General features: G+C 69.9%; 15 protein-coding genes. 11 read left to right on the forward strand and 4 right to left on the reverse strand.

Annotated features, from left to right (window positions below; all coding sequences use genetic code 11):
- The first annotated feature begins 67 nt into the window (after positions 1–67).
- Genes OG758_RS43290 through OG758_RS43320 form a run of 7 tightly spaced genes read left to right on the forward strand, consistent with a single transcriptional unit; the run spans position 68 to position 11,212 of the window.
- Entirely contained in the window at positions 68–1,459 is a 1,392-nt protein-coding gene (locus tag OG758_RS43290; RefSeq protein ID WP_326714900.1) for a serine hydrolase domain-containing protein, read from the forward strand.
- Complete coding sequence (locus OG758_RS43295; protein ID WP_326714901.1) at positions 1,456–2,355, forward strand: serine hydrolase; 900 nt, start codon at positions 1,456–1,458, stop codon at positions 2,353–2,355. The genes OG758_RS43290 and OG758_RS43295 overlap by 4 nt, the downstream gene beginning before the upstream one ends.
- On the forward strand, positions 2,352–3,941 hold the full coding sequence (locus OG758_RS43300; RefSeq protein WP_326714902.1) for an ABC transporter substrate-binding protein: 1,590 nt from the start codon (positions 2,352–2,354) through the stop codon (positions 3,939–3,941). Before OG758_RS43295 ends, OG758_RS43300 begins: the two co-directional genes overlap by 4 nt.
- Positions 3,941–4,933 carry an ABC transporter permease gene (locus OG758_RS43305; protein WP_326714903.1) on the forward strand — a complete coding sequence of 331 codons (993 nt, stop codon included), beginning with the start codon at positions 3,941–3,943 and terminating at the stop codon, positions 4,931–4,933. The genes OG758_RS43300 and OG758_RS43305 overlap by 1 nt, the downstream gene beginning before the upstream one ends.
- Positions 4,933–6,864 carry a dipeptide/oligopeptide/nickel ABC transporter permease/ATP-binding protein gene (locus OG758_RS43310; protein WP_326714904.1) on the forward strand — a complete coding sequence of 644 codons (1,932 nt, stop codon included), beginning with the start codon at positions 4,933–4,935 and terminating at the stop codon, positions 6,862–6,864. Before OG758_RS43305 ends, OG758_RS43310 begins: the two co-directional genes overlap by 1 nt.
- Positions 6,861–7,859, forward strand: a complete 999-nt coding sequence (locus tag OG758_RS43315) for an ABC transporter ATP-binding protein (protein WP_326714905.1) — start codon at positions 6,861–6,863, stop codon at positions 7,857–7,859. Before OG758_RS43310 ends, OG758_RS43315 begins: the two co-directional genes overlap by 4 nt.
- Positions 7,856–11,212 (forward strand): serine hydrolase, encoded by a 3,357-nt coding sequence (locus OG758_RS43320; protein WP_326714906.1) that lies wholly within the window; start codon positions 7,856–7,858, stop codon positions 11,210–11,212. Before OG758_RS43315 ends, OG758_RS43320 begins: the two co-directional genes overlap by 4 nt.
- A gap of 105 nt (positions 11,213–11,317) precedes the next feature.
- Here OG758_RS43320 and OG758_RS43325 read toward each other — a convergent pair whose 3' ends face one another.
- Entirely contained in the window at positions 11,318–12,964 is a 1,647-nt protein-coding gene (locus OG758_RS43325; RefSeq protein ID WP_326714907.1) for a PucR family transcriptional regulator, read from the reverse strand.
- 242 nt (positions 12,965–13,206) lie between these two features.
- On the opposite strand from OG758_RS43325, the gene OG758_RS43330 reads away from it, so the two are divergent.
- Entirely contained in the window at positions 13,207–14,364 is a 1,158-nt protein-coding gene (locus OG758_RS43330) for an alanine racemase (RefSeq protein ID WP_326714908.1), read from the forward strand.
- A 474-nt stretch (positions 14,365–14,838) separates the two neighbouring features.
- On the opposite strand, the gene OG758_RS43335 is transcribed toward OG758_RS43330, so the two are convergent.
- Positions 14,839–15,585 carry a dienelactone hydrolase family protein gene (locus tag OG758_RS43335; RefSeq protein WP_326716229.1) on the reverse strand — a complete coding sequence of 249 codons (747 nt, stop codon included), beginning with the start codon at positions 15,583–15,585 and terminating at the stop codon, positions 14,839–14,841.
- A 110-nt stretch (positions 15,586–15,695) separates the two neighbouring features.
- On the opposite strand from OG758_RS43335, the gene OG758_RS43340 reads away from it, so the two are divergent.
- Both OG758_RS43340 and OG758_RS43345 read left to right on the forward strand, forming a co-directional pair.
- Positions 15,696–16,178: a MarR family winged helix-turn-helix transcriptional regulator gene (locus tag OG758_RS43340; protein WP_326714909.1), complete on the forward strand. Its 483-nt coding sequence runs from the start codon at positions 15,696–15,698 to the stop codon at positions 16,176–16,178.
- A 123-nt stretch (positions 16,179–16,301) separates the two neighbouring features.
- Positions 16,302–17,312, forward strand: a complete 1,011-nt coding sequence (locus OG758_RS43345; RefSeq protein WP_326716230.1) for an alpha/beta hydrolase — start codon at positions 16,302–16,304, stop codon at positions 17,310–17,312.
- Positions 17,313–17,416: 104 nt separating this feature from the next.
- On the opposite strand, the gene gdhA is transcribed toward OG758_RS43345, so the two are convergent.
- A complete protein-coding gene (gene gdhA / locus OG758_RS43350; RefSeq protein ID WP_382743130.1) occupies positions 17,417–18,784 on the reverse strand; it encodes an NADP-specific glutamate dehydrogenase in 1,368 nt (455 codons plus the stop codon).
- A 346-nt stretch (positions 18,785–19,130) separates the two neighbouring features.
- Here gdhA and OG758_RS43355 point away from each other — a divergent pair, with 346 nt between their 5' ends.
- On the forward strand, positions 19,131–19,523 hold the full coding sequence (locus OG758_RS43355; protein WP_382633482.1) for a hypothetical protein: 393 nt from the start codon (positions 19,131–19,133) through the stop codon (positions 19,521–19,523).
- Here OG758_RS43355 and OG758_RS43360 read toward each other — a convergent pair.
- Positions 19,449–19,799 (reverse strand): ArsR/SmtB family transcription factor, encoded by a 351-nt coding sequence (locus OG758_RS43360; RefSeq protein ID WP_326714910.1) that lies wholly within the window; start codon positions 19,797–19,799, stop codon positions 19,449–19,451. The two genes, OG758_RS43355 and OG758_RS43360, sit on opposite strands and share 75 nt — an antisense overlap.
- Positions 19,800–19,898 lie beyond the last annotated feature (99 nt).

Here is a 19,898-nt window from a genome sequence, read left to right on the forward strand (position 1 = left end):
GCCATGAGCGCGCAGGTCATACCCTCCCGGAATCACCCGTTCTCCCTCGCCGAGACAAGAGGTGCACATGTCCGAACTCAATGAACTCCCTGGCTGGTTGGAAAGTCGCCTTCCCGAGTTGCTGGCCGAACACAAGGTGCCGGCCGCGTCGATCGCCGTATACGCACACGGCGAGATGATCGACTGTGCGGCCGGGGTGCTGAACAAGAACACCGGCGTCGAGGCCACGGTGGATTCCGTCTTCCAGATCGGTTCGATCACCAAGGTCTGGACGACCACGCTGGCGATGCAGCTCGTCGACGAGGGCGCGCTCGACATCGACGCGCCGGTCCGGGCGTACCTGCCCGAATTCGCCGTCGGGGACGAGACGGCCTCCGCGAAGATCACCGTCCGCCAACTGATGTGCCATACCTCGGGGTTCGAGGGCGACATCTTCCTCGACACCGGGCGCGGCGACGACGCGGTGCACAAGCTCGTCACCCTCCTCGCCGACGTGCCCCAGCTGTTCGCACCGGGCGAGATGTTCTCGTACAACAACGCGGCCTTCTGTGTACTCGGTCGCATCGTCGAGGTGCTGCGCGACAAGTCGTACGACGACTGCCTGCGCGACCACCTGTGCACGCCACTGGGGCTGACCCACGTCGCCCCCAGCCCGTACGAGGCCGTCAGGTTCCGTGCCGCGTCGGGGCACCTCACGCCGGAGCGGGGCACCGAGCCGCAGCCCGCGCAGGTCTGGGCACTGCCCCGGTCGAACGCGCCCGCCGGATCGATGCTGGCGATGCGGCCGCGGGACCTGCTGACGTTCGCGCGGATGCATCTCGACGGGGGCAGGGGGCCCGACGGGACGCCGGTGCTCACGCCGGAGAGCGCGCTCGCCATGCGGCACCGCGAGGTGGAACTGCCGGATCTCGGTCTGATGGGCGACGCCTGGGGACTGGGCTGGTCGCTCTTCGACCGGCCCGGCGGCGCGGTGATCGGCCACGACGGAGGCACGCTCGGCCAGTCGGCCTTCCTGCGGGTGGCTCCCGAACACGACATCGCGGTGGCACTGCTGACCAACGGCGGCAACCCGCTCCCGCTGTACGTCGAACTCGTCGGACGCGTGCTGCGCGAGCTCGCCGGCATAGAGATGCCGGCGCCCCCGGTGCCGCACACCGAAGCCCCGAGCATCGAGACAGCGAGGTTCGTGGGGGTGTACTCGTCGTCCGTCAGCGACACCGTGGTCAGCGAGGACGCCGACGGCCGGCTGTGGGTCGAGCGGACCCCGAAGGGGGTGTTCGCCGAGCTCGACGGCGGTCCCCCGGAAAGGACCGAACTGGTTGCGTACGACGGCGACAAGCTGATCCCGGCGAAGCCGCAGCACGGCATGCACACGGTGCACGCGTTCGTCGGAGACGACGGGAACGGGCGGGCGCGGTTCCTGCACACCGGCCGGGCCGATCGGCGGGTGAGCCGGTGAATGCCGTCGCTGACGAGATCACCGCGGTCTTCGCCGAGGCAGGTGCGCAAGGGTTCCTGCACGCCCGTGAAGTCGGAGTGACCGACGGCCCCGAGGTCGCCGTCGGCGCGGACGCACCGGTGGTGCTTGCGTCGGTGTTCAAGATCCCGGTCGCGGTCGCCTACGCCCGCGAGGTGGCCGCCGGACGGCTGGACGAGACCGAACGGACACGGGTCACCGCGCGCTACCGCATCGGAGGGATCGGCACGGCCGGGTGCGCCGACGACGTGGAGATGAGCTGGCGCGACCTGGCGCTGTTCATGCTGACCATGAGCGACAACGCCGCCACAGACGTCTTGTTCCACCAGGTCGGGCAGGACGCCGTGGACCGGGTGCTCACCGACCTCGGCCTGTCCCGAACGCGTGTCCGCGGCTGCTGCGAGGACCTGTTCGCGTCGTTGCTGTCCGACCTCGGTGTCGGCGAAGACAGCGACGTGGAGGCCGCGCTCGCCGCGGCCACCCCGGAACAGCTGTGGAAGCTGGCGGTGCTCGACCCGGCCAGGACGACGTCGTCCACGCCGCGGGAGATCACCCTGCTGCTCGACGCGATCTGGACCGACCGCGCGGCCGATCCCGGAGCGTGCGAGAAGGTCCGCGCGATCATGGGACGGCAGATCTGGCCGCACCGGATCTCGTCCGGCCTCGACACCGGGGTCCAGGTGGCGGCCAAGACGGGCACGCTTCCCGCGGTCCGCAATGAAGCAGGTGTACTGACCTACCCGGACGGCAGGCAGTACGCCGTCGCGGTGTTCACCCGCGCGGACTCCCTGGAGGACCGCCGGCCTGCTGTCGATGCCTCGATCGGCAGGGCCGCCCGGCTCGCCGTGGACCATCTCCGTCACGGAGTGACGTCGTGAGGCGCCCGGTCGTGCTGCTCGGCGCACTGGCGCTGACGGTGAGCGCGTGCGGGGGAGTCTCGCAGTCCACGCAGGGGCGGGCTGCACACCAGGAACTGGCGGACGGCAGGACCTTCACGCAGGCGATCGCGTCCGACCCCGGAAGCCTCGACCCGCAGATGACGGTCCTCTCGGTCGCCATCCAGACCGACCGCTACCTCTACGACTCGCTGCTCGACGTCGACTCCGCCGGAAAGCCGGTGACAGGACTGGCGGACAAGTGGCGGGCCACGACGACGAAAGCCACCTTCAGTCTGCGACGCGGCATCACCTGTGCCGACGGCTCGCCGCTGACCGCAGCGGACGTCGCGGCGAACATCAACTTCGTGGGCGACCCGGCGAACAAGTCCCCGTTCGCGGGGGTGACCATCGCGCCAGGAACGAAAGCGACCGGCGACAACGCGAGCCGCACCGTCACTCTCACCAGCGGCGCGCCGGACGCGTTTCTGCTGCGCAACGCGGGCCGGCTGCCGATGGTGTGCGCCGCCGGCCTGCGGGACCGTTCGCTGCTGGCCAAGGGCGGGGCGGGCACCGGCATGTTCACCGTCACCGAGGCCGTGCCCAACGACCACTACACGTTCACCCGGCGCAAGGACTACACGTGGGGGCCGGGCGCGTGGAAGACGAACCAGCCGGGGCTGCCCGACAAGGTGGTCGTGCGGGTGGTACCGAACGCCACCACCTCGGCGAACCTGCTGCTGTCCGGTGGTCTCAACGCCGCCGCCACGGTCGGGCCCGACAAGAAGCGGCTCGCCGCCCAGAAGCTGTTCCACGCCGACTACCTGGCCCCGATGGGGGAGTTGTTCTTCAACGAGGCTCCCGGCCGGGCCGGCCAGGACGAAGGCGTCCGCCGCGCCCTGGTCCAGGCACTCGACCTGACGCAGCTCGGCAAGGTGCTCACCAGCGGCACCGGCACACCGGCCACGGGGATGGTCACGGCCGAACCCCGGGCCTGTACGGGCGACACCGTGAAGGGCAACCTTCCCGCGCACGACCTCGCCGCGGCCAGAACTGCGCTCGACGCGGCGGGCTGGCACGTGGGCCCGAGTGGCGTGCGCGTCAAGGACGGCAAGCGGCTCGCCCTCACCATGATCTACGCGACGCAACTCGGGCCGACCATGGCGCCCACCGCCGAGCTGGCGCAGCAGACCTGGAAGAGCATCGGAGTCGACGTCAAGCTGAAGGGCGTCGACAGCTCCGGGCTCAACCAGGCGCTGTTCACCACCGGAGCGTGGGATGTCTCGATGGCGCCGTTCGGCTTCGAACTGCCGAGCCAGGCAGTGCGGTTCGTGTCGGGCAAGGCGCCGCCGCAGGGCACCAACTTCGCGCACGTCGAGAACGCCGGGTACGACTCTCAGGTGCGCCGGGCGGCGGGGCTGGTCGGCGACGACAGCTGCCGCGCTTGGGTCGCGGCCGAGACGTCCCTGATCAAGCGCGTCGACGTCGTCCCCTACGTCCACTCGGTCGTCCCGTTCTTCGGCACTGGAGCGCGGTTCGAGGTCAGCGCTGGTTCCATCACGCCGTCTTCGATACGGATGTACGGCTGATGGCCACCGCTGCAGTGGCGGCCGCCCTGCGTGCCGGAATCCGGGGCGGCCCGTGGCTGCCGTTCGCACGGCGCAGGCTGCGGCGATTCCTCGTCGCGCTGTGGGTGCTGATGACCACGGCATTCCTGATGATCCACCTGGTCCCGGGAGACCCGGTCCGGGCGGCGCTGGGAATGACCGCACCCACCGAACTGGTCGAGGCCCGGCGCCAGGCGCTCGGCCTGAACGACCCACTGTGGGTGCAGTACGGCCACTACCTCGGCAACCTGTTCACCGGCGACTTCGGTACGTCCATGACGAGCAACCTGCCGGTGTCGCAAGTGATCGGCGACCGTCTGCCCGCGACGCTCGCGCTGGCCGTGCCGGCGTTCGTGGTGGTGGTCGCCCTGGCGATTCCGCTCGGCGTGCTGTTCGCGGTGCTGACCAGGGGCGGCAGACGGCGCGGCGTCGAGCTGGGATTCACCTCGGTGAGCGTGTTCCTCGCCGCTGTCCCGGAGTTCCTCGTCGCGGTGGGCCTCGTCGCGTTCTTCGCCGTGCGCCTTGGCTGGTTCCCGGTCGCCGGGAGCGGCGGCGCGAGCGCGTTCGTGCTGCCGGTGACGGCGCTGGCGACCGGTGCGACGGCGGTGCTGGCGCGGATCGTACGGGTGGAGATGCTGTCGGTGCTCGGCGACGACTTCGTCCGCACCGCCCGGGCGAAACGGCTGCCCGCCCGGCTCGTGTACGTCCGGCACGCACTGCCGAGTGCGCTGACCGCCACGCTGACACTGGGCGGGCTGATGCTCACGGCGATGGTCGCCGGGACGGTGCTGGTGGAGAACGTCTTCGCCTGGCCCGGGCTCGGTTCGACGATCGTGCAGTCGATTCTCGCGAAGGACTATCCGACGGTGCAGGGCATCGTGCTCGTGTACGGCATCGGGGTGCTGCTGGTGAACCTGGCGGTCGACGTGCTGCTGGCGCTGCTCGACCCGCGCTCGACCATCCGGGAGAGCTGATGACGTCGACATCGCAGTGGAGAAGGCGCGGCTCGGCCTGGTCGGCGGCCGCGCGCACCCCGATGGGGGCGTGCTCACTGGCGCTGTTGGTCGCGTTGGCCGCACTCGCCATCCTGGGACCGGTGCTGTGGGGCGAGCAGGCGGCCGCGGTCGACACGAACGCGATCGGCCAAGGCCCCTCCGGGGCACACCTGTTGGGCACCGACTCGCTCGGCCGCGACATCTTCTACCGCACGCTCGTGGCCACCCGGTTCTCGGTCGAGCTTGCGGTGATCGCCACGGCGGTCGGCGTCACGGTCGGTCTCGTGCTGGGTACCTTGCCGTCGGTGCTGCCGCGCCGGGCCGGCAGGCTGATCACCTCCGCCGTGGACATCGCGGTGGCGTTCCCGGGGCTGCTTCTTGCGTTGTTCTTCGCGGTCGTCTTCGGCGTGGGCACCCGAGGCGCGGTCCTTGCGATCGCGTTCGCGACGGCGCCGGGCTTCGCCAGGCTGGCGCAGACACTCGCCGCGTCGGTGGCGGGGCGGGACTACGTATCGGCGGCGCGGATCGCGGGCGTCGGCCGGCTCCGGTTGCTCGTCCGGCACGTCCTGCCCAACATCGGCGAGCCGCTGATGGTGAACGCCACCATCAGCGCGGGCGGGGCACTGCTCGCGTTCGCCTCGCTCTCCTTCCTCGGCATCGGCGTCCAGGCACCCCGATACGACTGGGGGCGGCTCCTGGGCGAGGGACTGGACGGGATCTACGTGAATCCGGCGGCCGCGCTCGCTCCCGGTGCGGCAGTGGTGCTCGCCGGTCTCGCGTTCAACCTGGTGGGGGAGACCGTCGCCGCGGTGGTCGGCGTGCGCACCCCGACCGCGCGGACCCCGGCCCGGCCGGCGCCGCCCGCCCGTCCCGCCGCGGCCGAGGAACCCGGCGTGGAACTGGTGCTGTCGGTGGAGAACCTGCAGGTGGCGTTCCCGCGTCCGGACGGGTGGACGGTCCCGGTGCGCGGGGTGAGTTTCACCGTGCGCGGCGGCGAGGCGATCGGTGTGGTGGGGGAGTCCGGGTCGGGCAAGAGCCTGACCGGACTGGCGGTTTCCCGGCTGATCGAGACGCCGGGTGTGGTGACCGCGGACCGGCTGGAGTTCGCGGGGACTCCGCTTCGGACAGCCTCGGAGCGAGAGTTGCGCGAGTTGCTCGGCACGTCGCTGGCGATGGTCTTCCAGGATCCGATGAGCTCGTTCAACCCGACCCGGCGGATCGGCCGCCAGCTGGCGGAGGCGTCGGAGCAGCACCACGGACTCAACAGGCGCGAAGCCTTCGCCAGAGCCGTGGACCGGTTGCGCGAGGTGCGCATTCCCGCCGCGGAACGACGTGCCCGGCAGTACCCGCACGAGTTCTCCGGCGGGATGCGGCAACGCGCGATGATCGGCATGGGTCTGATGGGCGAGCCGAAGCTGATCATCGCCGACGAGCCGACGACGGCGCTGGACGTCACCGTGCAGCGCCAGGTGCTGCGGCTGCTCGCGCGGACGAGGGAGACCGAGAACGCGGCGATCCTCCTGATCAGCCACGACATCGCGGTCGTCGCGCAGACCTGCGACCGGATGCTCGTCATGTACGCGGGGCGGGTCGTCGAGGACCTTCCCACCGCCGACCTCACGTCCGTACCGAGACATCCCTACACCCGGGCGTTGCTGGCCGCGACGCTGGAACTGGACACCGACCGCGACGAGCCGCTGGCCGTGATCCCCGGCCGCCCGCCCGAGCCGGACCAGATGCCCGAGGGGTGCGCGTTCGCCGCCCGCTGCCCGGTGGCGACGGACCGGTGCCGGAGCGAGGACCCGGTCCTGGAGCGGGTCGACCGGGCACACCGGGTCGCCTGCTGGCACCCGAACGGCGCCGTCGCGCCGGAGTCCGACCGGGAAACCGCCTACGGAGGTGCCGAATGAGCGCGCTGGTGTTTGACGAGGTGAGCGTGCGCTACGGCGCACGGCGCGGCGGCCTGACCGCGGTGGACCAGGTCAGCCTGAGCGTGGCCAAGGGACAGGTGGTCGGGCTGGTCGGGGAGTCGGGATCGGGCAAGTCGACGCTGGCACGGGCCGCGGTGGGCCTTGTACCGGTCGCCGCGGGCCGCGTCCTGCTCGGCGGCGTGGATGTGAAGAGCCTGCCGCGAAGGCGTCCGCTGCAGATGGTGTTCCAGGACCCGTACTCCTCGCTGGACCCGCGGATGAGCATCGGTGAGTCGATCACCGAGGCCCTGCCGCGCGGTGCGCACGCCGGGGCGGCGGGCAGACGGGCCGAGGTGGCGAGACTGCTCGAACTGGTCAACCTCGACCCGGACCGGGCGGGGATGCTGCCGAAGCACCTGTCCGGCGGGCAGCGGCAACGTGTCGCGCTCGCCCGCGCGTTGGCCGGGAAGCCGCAGGTACTGATCGCCGACGAGATCACGTCCGCGCTCGACGTGTCGGTCCAGGGCGCCGTGCTCAACCTGGTCCGCACACTGCAGCGACGACTGGACCTGTCGATGCTCTTCATCTCGCACAACCTGGCCGTGGTGCGCTATCTCAGCGACCTGATCGCCGTGATGTATCTCGGCCGCATCGTGGAGATGGGCCCCGCCCAGCAAGTCCTCAACGACCCGCAACACCCCTACACACGCGACCTGCTCGCCGCCGCCCCGTCCGCCCGCACCAGCCTGCTCGACGGCCCCGGTGACGGCGACGGCATCGGCGACACGGACCCGCCGGACCCGCACCACCCGCCCACCGGCTGCCGCTACCACCCCCGCTGCCCGATCGGCCCGCTCACGCACACCGAGCGCACCCTCTGCCTCAGCTCCGACCCGGCCGACGACGCGGTGACCCGCCGGCACCGAGCGGCCTGCCACTTCTCCCCGAGCGTCAGCGAACAGCCCGCAATCCCACGAGGAGGCCTCCTGCGATGACCCGACGCCTTGGCATTGATGATCTGTACGAGTTGACAGTCCCCGAGCAGCCGAGCGTTTCGCCGGACGGAAGCCGGATCGTGTACGTGCTGCGCGCCGCCGACCGTGACGGCGACCGGGACGTGCGGGCGCTCTGGCAGGTCGCCGCCGCGGGCGGCGAGGCGCGGCAGCTCACCCGGGGCACGACCGACACAGCACCGACATGGTCGCCCGACGGCACGCGTATCGCGTTCCTGCGTGCCCGGGATTCGGCCCCGCAACTGTGGTTCCTGCCCACCGCCGGGGGCGAGGCCGAGCAGGTGACAGAACTCCCGCTGGGCGCCGGCGCACCAGTCTGGAGCCCGGACGGCAACAAGGTCGCCTTCGCGGCGCCGGTCGACCTCGCCGCGGCGGACGGCGAGGACGCCACCGCCCGCGCGCGCCGGGCACATGTCCCGGTCGTCGCGGACCGGCTGGACTTCAAGGCCGACGGCACGGGCCTGCTGCGGACCGTGCGCAAGCACGTGCACGTCCTCGATGTGGGCACGCGGGAGATCCGGCAGGTCACGTCGGGGGACTGGAACGCGGGGGATCCCGCCTGGTCGCCCGACGGCACCCGGCTGGCGTTCCCCGGCGCACCGGAGCCCGACGCCGACCTCACGCTGCGGTCCGCCGCCTACGTCCTCGACCTGACCGAGCGCGCCGCCGAGCCGCAGCTGACGGGCTCCGGCGACGGCACGGCAGCCACGGTCACCTGGACCCCTGACGGTCGGGCGCTGCTGGTCGTCGGGCGGGGGGACACCGAGATCGGGCACACCAAATTGCTGGTGGTGCCGCTGGACGGAGGTGACACCGTCGACCTGACGGCCGCCCTCGACCGGAACGTGATGCCGGGCGGCCCCGGCTATCCCGGCGCGGCGCCGCGCCCGACAGCGGACGGCCGTGTGCTGTTCTGCGTGCGAGAGCGCGGCTGCACCCACCTCTACTCGGCCGGTCTCGACGGCAGCGCGCCGCGACCGGTCGTCGGGGGCGCGGGGAACACCGTCGGCGACCTGGCCGTCGCGGGGGACACCGTGGCGATCCTCCTCGCCACGCCGTCCTCGTTCGGCGAGATCACGACGGTCGACCTCGCCGACGGGACGGTCGAGGCGCGCACACACCACGGCGAGAGCGTCGCCGACGCCGAGCTGTTCGCCCGTGAGGAGCGGGAGTTCACGATCTCCGACGGCACCGTGGTCCATGGCTGGCTGGTACGTGACCCGGCCCGCACCGGCCCTTCGCCTCTACTGCTGGACATCCACGGCGGCCCGCACAACGCCTGGAACGGCACGGCCGACACCACCCACCTCTACCACCAAGTGCTCGCCGCGCGCGGCTGGGCGGTGCTGCTGCTCAACCCACGTGGCAGCGACGGCTACGGCGAGAAGTTCCTCACCGCGGCGCTCGGCGCGTGGGGACAGGCGGACGCGCCTGACTTCCTCGAACCACTGGATCACCTCGTCGCCGAGGGGGTCGCCGACGCCGACCGGCTGGCCGTGTCCGGCTACAGCTACGGCGGCTTCATGACCTGCTACCTGACGAGCCGCGACAACCGGTTCGCGGCTGCGGTCGCGGGCGGGGTGGTCAGCGACCTGACCAGCATGGCGGGCACCTCGGACGCAGGCCACTACATGAGCGTGCGCGAACTGGGCGGCACCCCGTGGGGCGAGGAACAGCCGTACACGAATCAGTCGCCACTCACCCACGTCGACCAGGTCCAGGTACCGACGCTCATCGTGCAAGGTGCCGATGACGTGCGCTGTCCCGTGGGGCAGGCGGAACAGTGGTTCACCGCGCTGCGCGAGCGGGGCGTCCCGGCCCGGCTGGTGCTGTACCCCGGCAGCTCGCACCTGTTCATCCTCGACGGCAGGCCGTCGCACCGTGCGGACTTCAACCGACGCGTCGTCGACTGGGTGGAGCGGCACGCAAGGCCCAAGGGGAGCGCGGCGCGGGTGCCCATCGACGCCGCGCACTGGCGGCGGCGGCTGAGCGAACTGGCGCGCGCACACCGCGTACCCGGAGCGGCGCTCGGCATCCTGCGCATCGGCCCGGACGGCGCCGACGAGGTGGTGCAGGCGAGCCACGGCGTCCTGAGTGCCAATACCGGCGTCGAAGTCACCGACGACTCGCTGTTCCAGATCGGCTCGATCACCAAGGTGTGGACGACGACCGTCGTGATGCAACTGGTCGACGAGGGAGCGCTCGACCTCGACGCGCCGATCACGGACATCCTGCCCGAGCTGCGACTGGTCGATCCGGACGTGGCGAGGCAGGTGACCATGCGCCATCTGCTGACCCACACCAGCGGCATAGACGGCGACGTGTTCACCGACACCGGCCGTGGCGACGACTGCCTGGAGCGCTACGTCGACCAGCTCGCGGGTGTCGGACAGAACCACCCGCTCGCGGCGACCTTCTCCTACTGCAACTCGGGATTCGTCCTCGCGGGCCGGGTCATCGAGAAACTGACCGGCAAGACCTGGGACGTCGCGATGCGCGAGCGGCTGTTCACCCCGCTCGGCCTGAGCCACACGATCACGCTCCCAGAGGAAGCGCTGCTGTTCCGCGCGGCGGTCGGCCACCTCTCGCCCGGCGGCGGCGAGCCGACGTCCGCGCCGGTCTGGGGGCTGCCGCGCTCGGTCGGTCCCGCCGGTCTGATCGGCGCGGCGACCGCGGACGTCGTGGCGTTCGCCCGGCTGCACCTGACCGGCGGGCTGGCACCGAACGGCGAGCGCCTGCTCTCGCGGACGTCGGTGGACGCGATGGCTGACAGGCAGACCGATCTGCCCGATCCGCACAGCATCGGCGACTCCTGGGGCCTGGGCTGGATACGTTTCGACTGGGACGGGCACCAGGTCATCGGCCACGACGGCGGCACGATCGGCCAGGCGGCGTTCCTGAGGCTGCTCCCCGAGCAAGGACTCGCGGTGGTGCTGCTCACCAACGGCGGCAGTCCACGCGACCTGTACGAGGGGCTGTACCGGGAGATCTTCGCGGAGCTGGCCGGGGTGGCCATGTCGCGCCCGCTCGAGCCGGCCGCCGAACCTCCCGCCGTGGACGCGCGGCGGCACGCCGGTGTGTACGAGCGGGCCGGGGTGCGCGCCGAGGTTCTCCTGACCGGGACAAGGCTGCGCCTGCGCCAGACCCTCACCGGTCCACTGGCCGAACTCGAGCCGGATCCGACGCAGGAGTACGACCTGGTACCGGTCTCCGACAGCCTGTTCGTCTTCCGCGCGCCTGAATCCCGGACCTGGACCCCGGTCACGTTCTACACGCTGCCCACCGGCGAGCCGTACGTGCACTACGGGGTGCGGGCGGCCCCGAAGGTGTCCTGACCGGTTCGCGGCTGGCGTCTCCGGCTGCGATGTGGAAGGGCCCGCTCGACCAGGTGAACGATCAACTGGTCCAGCGGGCCCGCGCGTTCGGCCTGGGATGTGAGCTCATGGAGAGGTCGCTCGCATGATGCGGAGTTCGAGCATCGCGGCGAAGCGCTTCTCGGGGTCGTTCAGGTCCATCCCGGCGATCTCCGCAGCCCGCCGCAGCCGGTATCGGAAGGTATTCGGATGCACATCGAGCGAGGCGGAGGCGCCCAGAACGTTGCCGAGACTGTCCAGCCAAGCGGTCAGCGTGTCGACCAGGGTGGTGCCGTTGTCTTGGTCGTAGGTGCGCAGATGCTGGATCGGTCCGTCGAGAAGGCCGCCCTCGTTGTGCAGCAGATCCCCGATTTCCAGCAGCAGTGCGTCGACCTGGACTTCGGAGTACCGGGCGACACGACGTCCGGGTCGTTGGCGGAGCACTCGCAGTGTCCGGTCGGCGTCGTGTCGGGACCGGGCCAGGTCGGCGGGGCTGGCCGAATCGACGGCGCGGCCGATGCCGAGAACCACACCTGTCAGCCCGTCCGGGGCCCGATGCAGGAAGTCCCGCGCAGTCGACAGCGCCTTCTCGGGCAGATCGTCGGAGTCGGCGTCCGGTGCGGAACTCGGGACAATCGCGTAGCACACGTCGCCGACCAGGGCTGCCACGGATCCCGGGGTCACGACCGAGAGATGGAACGAGAGTGCGTCGGCAGTTCGTTCCAGCAGCTGGCGGCTTGTCGGTGTGCCCGCAGCGGAGGTGGCGGTCATCTCGGAAACGGCCATGGCCATCACGGTGACCGGTCGGCGCGCCAGTCGAAGACGCTCGATCGCTTCCGGCGCTGCGGGGCCTTCAGCGAGAGCGGTGGCGATGAGATCCGCGCGAACCTGCCGATCCACATCGACACCCACCCGACGACGGAGCAGATGAAGCGCCACGACTTTCGCCGCGTCAACGAGTATTTGCTCTTTCTCGGGATTGAGAGGGCTCGGCACCGCCACCCAGATCGAACCCAGCACCTGATCACCGGCACGCACGGCCATTGCTACGCGTGGCAGCCCGGCCACTCCTTCGATGAGCGGTGTATCGACGAATATCGGCTTCTCGCCGGCATAGAGGCGTTTGAACACTCCGGCACGCTCCTGGGCATGTCGAGCATGTTGGGGCACGACGCGACCTAGGACTGTCTGGATGCGGGTTTCATCGGCTTCGTTCTGGCGGCCCGAGAACGCCAACACCTGCGAGTCCCGGTCCTCGATGGTGATCGGCGCGTCGAGAAGTGCACCGATCGCGTTGGCCAGGGCGAATGAATCCCCTGCGGGAAACCCCGCGAGCAGTTCCTCGCCGGCCCCGCCGACGATGCTGCTGGACAGCAACGACCTGAGGAGCACCACGAGTTGTGCCCAGCTCGCCCCACGCGTCAGGGCGAGCACGGCGAGCCCGCTGTTCTCGACAGCGGTGCGGGCTCCTCCATCGAGGTCGAGCGGTCCACGCAGGACCACGGCGGCGGCCCCGCCCGCGACTCCTCGCTCGATCAGCGTCGGAATGTCTCCCGCATCGGCGCCGGCGCACAGCAGCACGGCTCCGGGCCGAAGCGGTTCGTCCCCGTGGCGCTCATCGATGACGACGTCGGTGACGACGACTGCCGGATCGATGCGCCCTGCCACTTCCTCCAGCAGCGTGCCGCCCAGGTGGCTCAGGATGCTGTCGAGCCGAGCTCCGTGGCCATTCATCGTCGAAACCGTTCAGCTAGGTCGGTGAGTGAGGAAACGGGCATGCGCCGCACTCTCACCCTATCCCGAGCCGGTTCGCACTTCTGAACAAGGCCGCGGGGTGAAACTGGTACGGAATGACGATGCATTTCCAGGTGATGTTCATGAGAATTGCCGTCGGAGTTTCGATGTGACCGAACCCCGGCAGTTTTCGTCGAGTCCTGGCCGCACGCTGGACTGCGAATCGATCTCAAGGAATTCTCGTGATCTCAGCCGCATACCCTCAATTGCGCCTCGACGCCGACGCCGTCGATCACAACATTCGCGTCATGGCCGCCTGGTGCAGATCCCGAGATGTGGAACTCGCCCCCCATGTCAAAACAACGATGTCCGCACCCGTCATCGAGCGACAGCTCGCCGCGGGTGCCTCAGGTGTCACGGTCGCGACGGTGGACCAAGCGCAGACGATCTTGAGCTGGGGTCACGGCGCGGTACTCATCGCGAACCAGGTCGTCGACCGTTTCGGGCTTCGGCGTCTGAAGTCCTTGCTGGAGGAGGATCCGGCCAGAGAAATCCGATGCTTCGTCGACTCGCCGGAAGGCGTCATCGCGGCGGAGCAGATCTTCACCGGGCGCGGACCGGCTCTCAAGGTTCTTCTCGACGTCGGAACGCCCGGTGGTCGGACAGGGATCCGCAATCCCGAGGACGCACGACAGCTGGCGAGGCTGGTCAGCCAGGCGCCGGGCCTCAGTCTGGCCGGAGTCGCCGGATACGAAGGCGTCGCCCCCAACACCCGGAGCGACGACACGATCGCAGCGGTCGACGCGCACTGCCGCCGGGTGCGCGATGTCTATCTCGACGTCGCCGATCTCTTCGAGACCGACACCCCTGTGTACTCGATGGGAGGGTCGGCTTTCCCTGATCGAGTTGTCGAGTTCCTGCCGACCGCGAGCGCCGTCCCCGGCACCGTGCGGCTCCTTCGGTCCGGTTGCTACGTGACCCACGATCACGGCGCCTATCAACGGGTGAGTCCCATACCGCAGCTCGTTCCGGCCCTGTCGATCCGAGCCGTCGTACTGTCCGTTCCCGAGGCCGGGACGGCTGTCGTCGGAGCCGGAAAACGTGACCTCCCCTACGACGCCGACCTGCCAGTACTTCTCTGTGCCCACAGTCCCGGCGGATCTCCCAGGCGCGACATCTCAGGGCACGTCCGCAGCCTGTACGACCACCACGCCGTCCTCACCGGAGTATCCGGCCTCGAGGTCGCCGACCTCGTCGACGTCGGAATCTCACACCCCTGCTCCGCCTTCGACCGCTGGCCCGACTACTTCGTCACCGACAAGGGAGGCGAGGTGATCGACGTGTGGCAGACGGATTTCCGTCGAGCCTCGATCGTGGGCACCGGTCGGGCCCGCCGCTGAGTTCCCTGCCCAGCCTCTCGTAACTGTCCGACGCGTCGTACTCGGACTGTCCCGCGTCCGCTCTCCATCGAGGAGTCCCATGACCACCCTGCACGGCGGTCCGGCAGGTCCCGTTCCCGCCCTCAAAGATCGTGTCTCACAGCGTGTGACCGCCGCGCGGGACCCGCTGACGGGAACTCCGGCGCCCCCCGGTTCGGCTCCTTCGTCACGAACTCGTACGGAACACGCCCGCGTTGAGTGAGTACGCCCACTGCATGTGGATCCGCCACCGGGGCGCTCTCGCGCGGGCCATCGACGTCGACACGGCTGGGAAAGCCCGTGACCGAGGTGGTCCGCCCAGGTCGTGCATGACAAAGGCCCTGCGAAGCCTCGGCGTCCGAGGCCGGAGGAGGGGGCATGGGGAGCGAACTCGAGCTGCACTTGGGGCGGCCCCACCGCAAGGAGCCGTCCCGAGCGGCTTTACGGGGGTGGCCCTCAGCTGTTGGCCAGTGCGCGGTCGAGGAGGGAGAGCAGGCAGTCCCAGTGGCGCTTCAGTCCGGAGGCGCTGAAAGCGTCGGTGTCGGACATGGTGAAGCCGTGGACGGTGCCGGGGTAGATCTCGGCGGTGTGGCCCAAACCTGCGGCGTCCAGGGCCTCGTTGAGCTCGCTGATGGCCTCCGGAGGCAAGTCGTCGGCGAGGCCGAGATGGACCTCGGCGCTGAGCTTGGGGACGAGGCGGTGCGGGCTGTCCGGTGTGTCGGTGACCACGAAGCCAGGGTGGAATCCGGCGACGGCGGCCACCTGGTCGGGGTGTGCCGCTGCGGTACGCAGCGCAAAGAGGGTGCCGATGCAGTAGCCGACCACGGCAACCGGTCCGGCGCTGACCTCGGACCGGGCGGTGAGGAACCTGAGGTAGGTGTCGGCGTCGCGCTCGGCATGTTCGGTGGTGTGTGCCTCGAGGAGGGGCATCAGCCGGCCTATGACCTCGGGCCGGACCTCTTCACTGATGTGCTCGGGAAGTTCTACCACCGGTGCCGCGCCGTGCCGGTGGTAGAGGTTGGGGACGAGCGCGTAGTAGCCGTGACCGGCCAGTTCGCGGGCCTTGTCCTCCATCTCGGGCCGCAGGCCGAAGGCGTCTGGGTACAGCAGCACCCCCGGGTGCCGCTCGCCGTCGTCGGGGAAGGCGGCGAAGGCGTCGGCCTGGCCGTCAGGGGTGGGAATCTGCAGTGTCTCGGTGGGAATAGCGGATCTTCCTTCCTGGAGTTCGCAATTAACGTTAGTGACACTAACGGTGTCGGCGCGAGTGAACGTACATCGTTAGTCGAACTAACGCAACGGGTAGAATTGGCCACATGATCAGAGCTGATGCCGCAGACCTGCCCGACGTCGGCGCGCCCAGGACGCCCGACCGGCTACGTCGGCGGGCGAGCCGGTTGTTGTCGCAGCTGACTGTGCGGTCGGACCGGTTGATCAACGACGGTCTGGCCCAGGCTGACGCCCGCAAATGGCATTACGCCGTGCTCGCGTCACTCCAGGATTTCGGGCCGGGCAGCCAGGCGGCGCTGAGCGGGCGCACCGGCATCTACCGCAGCGACATGGTCGGCGTGCTCAACGAACTGGCCGAGCGTGACCTCGTCGAGCGGGCGCCGGATCCCGAAGATCAGCGCCGCAACATCATCACGATCTCCGCCGAAGGCCGCCGTCAACTGCGCCGCCTCGACAAGGTCCTGGACGCACTCCACGACGAACTGCTCGCGCCGCTGAATCCGGCCGAACGCGACGAGTTCGTGGATTTGCTCAACCGCTTGCTGGACCACCACGCCGGGCCCTCCTGACCGCGCGTAGCAAGGGAGAACTCCAGGGATGCCAGCGGGCCGTTGCCGTGATCCCCGGTCATCGCGGCATAGCCTTCTTGTCAGGCGGGGCCCGCCGGACTCCTTGCAGCGGAGGAGTTCGCCATCTCCGAGTACATCCCTACCGCGCCAGTGCTGGAGCAGGCCGCCGCGGAGTTCGCGGCCGCGACCGCGAAGCCGCTGTTCCTCTTCGACCTTGGCCCCGAGGAGGGCCGTAAGACGGTCGACGAGGTCCAGTCCGGCGAGATCGCCAAGCCCGCGGTCGACGACGAGTGGATCACCGTCCCCGGCGGCCCCACCGGTTCCGTACGCGTCCGGATCGTCAAGCCCGTCGGTGCCACCGGCACCCTGCCCGTCATCCTCTACATCCACGGCGCGGGCTGGGTCTTCGGCAACGCCCACACGCACGACCGCCTCGTCCGCGAACTCGCCGTCGGCGCGAACGCCGCCGTGGTCTTCCCCGAGTACGACCTCTCGCCCGAGGCCCGCTACCCGGTCGCGATCGAGCAGAACTACGCGGTCGCCCACTGGGTGGCCACCGATGGCGCGGGCAAGGGCCTGGACGCCACCCGCATCGCGGTGGCCGGTGACAGCGTGGGTGGCAACATGTCCGCCGCGCTGACGCTGATGGCCAAGGAGCGCGGGGGCGTCCAACTGCTCGGGCAGGTGCTGTTCTACCCGGTCACCGACGCGAACTTCGACACCGCCTCCTACCACCGGTTCGCGGAGGGCTACTTCCTGCGGCGCGACGCCATGCAGTGGTTCTGGGACCAGTACACCGCCGACGCCGCCCAGCGGGCCGAGATCACCGCGTCGCCGCTGCGCGCCACCGTCGACCAGCTCCGCGGCCTGCCGCCGGCCCTCGTCATCACCGGCCAAGCGGACGTGCTGCGCGACGAGGGCGAGGCGTACGCGAACAAGCTCCGCGAGGCCGGAGTGCCGGTCACGGCCGTCCGCCACCAGGGCATCATCCACGACTTCGTGATGCTCAACGCGCTGCGCGCCACCCATGCCGCCGAGGCCGCCATCACGCAGGCCGTCGCGTTCCTCGCCGACGCCCTCGGCACCAAGTGTTCATCGTCGACTCGGCGCGCCAGGGGAGCACTTGCTCAGTAGTCGGCGAAGCGCGACGGCAGCACGCCTCGTGCGGCAGCCGGTCGCCGTTCCCCGCACGTCGCCGTCTCACACGGAGACGGCGACGTGTCCGGTGGTCGTACGGATCAGACGATGCCCTGGGCGAGCATCGCGTCGGCGACGCGGATGAATCCCGCGATGGCCGCTCCGGCGACGTAGTCGTCCGGGTCACCGGTGTACGCGTCGGCGGTTGCGCGACTGTGGGCGTGGATGTCGCTCATGATGCTCTCCAGCCGGTCCGTAACCTGGTCCCGGCTCCACGTCGCCCGCGCGGCGTTCTGGCTCATCTCCAGGGCCGAGGTAGCGACGCCGCCCGCGTTCGCGGCCTTGCCGGGGCCGAACAGCACACCCGCCTCGCGGAAGCGGGCCACCGCACCAGGGGTGCAGGGCATGTTGGCGCCCTCCGCGACGGCCAGCACCCCGTTCCGGATCAGCGCGGCGGCGTGGTCCTCGCCCAACTCGTTCTGGGTGGCGCAGGGAAGCACCACGTCGCAGGGCACGTCGTAGACCGATCCGAATGCGTGGTGTTCGGCGGACGGCCGCTCGGCGGCGTAGGCGCTCAGCCGCTCCCGTCGCACCTCCTTGATCTCACGCAGGAGGGCGACGTCGATGCCGTCAGGATCCACGACATGGCCGGCGGAGTCCGAGCAGGCGACGACCTTCGCGCCGAGGCGGTGGGCCTGCTCGATCGCGTAGATCGCGACATTGCCCGAACCGGACACCACGACGGTGCGGCCTGTCAGGTCCTGGCCGCGGGTGGCGAGCATGTCCCGGGCGAAGAACACGGTGCCGTACCCGGTCGCTTCGGTCCGGCCCTGCGAGCCGCCCCATCCGACGCCCTTCCCGGTCAGCACCCCCGCCTCGTGGCGGTTCACGATCCGCTTGTACTGGCCGAACATGTAGCCGATCTCGCGGCCACCCACGCCGATGTCACCGGCCGGCACATCCGTGTGCTCGCCCAGGTGCCGGTAGAGCTCGGTGATGAACGACTGGCAGAAGCGCATGACTTCGGCGTCGCTGCGGCCTGCGGGGTCGAAGTCCGCGCCGCCCTTGCCCGCCCCGATGCCCTGGCCGGTGAGCGCGTTCTTGAAGATCTGCTCGAAGCCGAGGAACTTGATGACCGACAGATCGACGGTCGGGTGGAAGCGCAGGCCGCCCTTGTAGGGGCCGAGGGCGCTGGAGAATTCCACGCGGTAGCCGCGGTTGACCTGAATCCGGCCGCGGTCGTCGACCCAGGGAACCCGGAACATGATCTGCCGTTCGGGTTCGCAGAGGCGCTCGAGAATGCGTGCGTCGGCGTACTCGGGATGCCGGTCGAGAACCGGGCCGAGCGTGTGCAGGACTTCCTCGACGGCCTGTTGAAACACGACTTCGCCTGCGCTGCGACGTCGGACCGCGTCGAGGACGTCGTCCAGATGGGAGGGAACGGCTGAGGGCGAAACGGTGGTCATCATCTTCCTCTGGCGGGGGAGCGGACTTGGTGGGGGAGGAATCGGACGGCACGGTTACGTTGTGTCTGGTCAAGTGGGAAGGGCCGAAGCAGTACGCAGTGCCATGCGGCCCACTTGGCGGCGATGCGTGGCGCTGGGATGAGTCGACGGGCGCCTCATCAGCGTTGATCCAGATCGACACTACGGCAATTGGGCCGCGCGGCGCTGGGCTTGAGCGGCGATGCCCAACAGGTGGAACGCCGCTGTCCCTGCAGGCCGAGCCGGGTCAGTCGGCAGCGGCGGTCGAGATTGTGTCACCGGGGGACGAGGCGCTCAGGCTGCGGAGTGGTCGGAGCCGGCCGGAATCCGGGTGCGGGGTGTCGGCGCGCTGGTCCAAGATCTGCTGGTCGAGGACGGCTGGAAGACCGCCGAGCCGTGGACGCCGCTGCGCCGCGACCTCACCGAGACGGTGGGGGACCCCGGCGTGCGGATCGAGGTGATCGGGCCGGAGCAGGCGCACGTGCGGACGGCCGTACAGCGGGCTTCGTTCGACGGATCGCTGTTCACTGACGAGCGCCGGCATGTGATGGCGGCCGGCTTGCCGTACGCGGACGCCCGGTGTCTGGTCGCGTATGACGGCCGGGCCAACACGGTGGCGGCGAGCGATGGCGTCGGCTGCTCTCCCGGCTCAGGTGACGGAGTCGGCGCGAAGAGCGAGGTCGAGGAGTCCGGGGAAGCGGTCGTCGAACTCCTCCCGGCGTAGCCGGTTGAGCCGCTTGGGCCCCTGATCGCGCTGCTCGACCAGGCCGGCGTCTCGCAGGACGGAGAAATGATGGCTCTTGGCGGCCCGGCCGACCGGCACGTCGAAGTTGCTGCAGCTGAGCGTCCAGTCAGGGTGACCGGCAAGATCGCGGATCAGCTGGATGCGTACGGGATCCGCCAGCGCGGACAGGGCGGTGAGGAGTGGAACGTCGTCGGGATGCGTGTGCACGGGTGCCGGACGGTACCCCGCACTCGCACGCTCTGACCTTGCCGCCATCCCGATTCCTCTCCGGCGCCCCGTGCGTCCGTTTGCCAAGTGTTCGATGTCCATCATACAGTCCGAGTGTTCGCTTCTCGTTGAACACTCACGGAGGGC

The organism is Streptomyces sp. NBC_01474 (genome assembly GCF_035918215.1).
GTDB lineage: Bacteria > Actinomycetota > Actinomycetes > Streptomycetales > Streptomycetaceae > Streptomyces > Streptomyces aureus.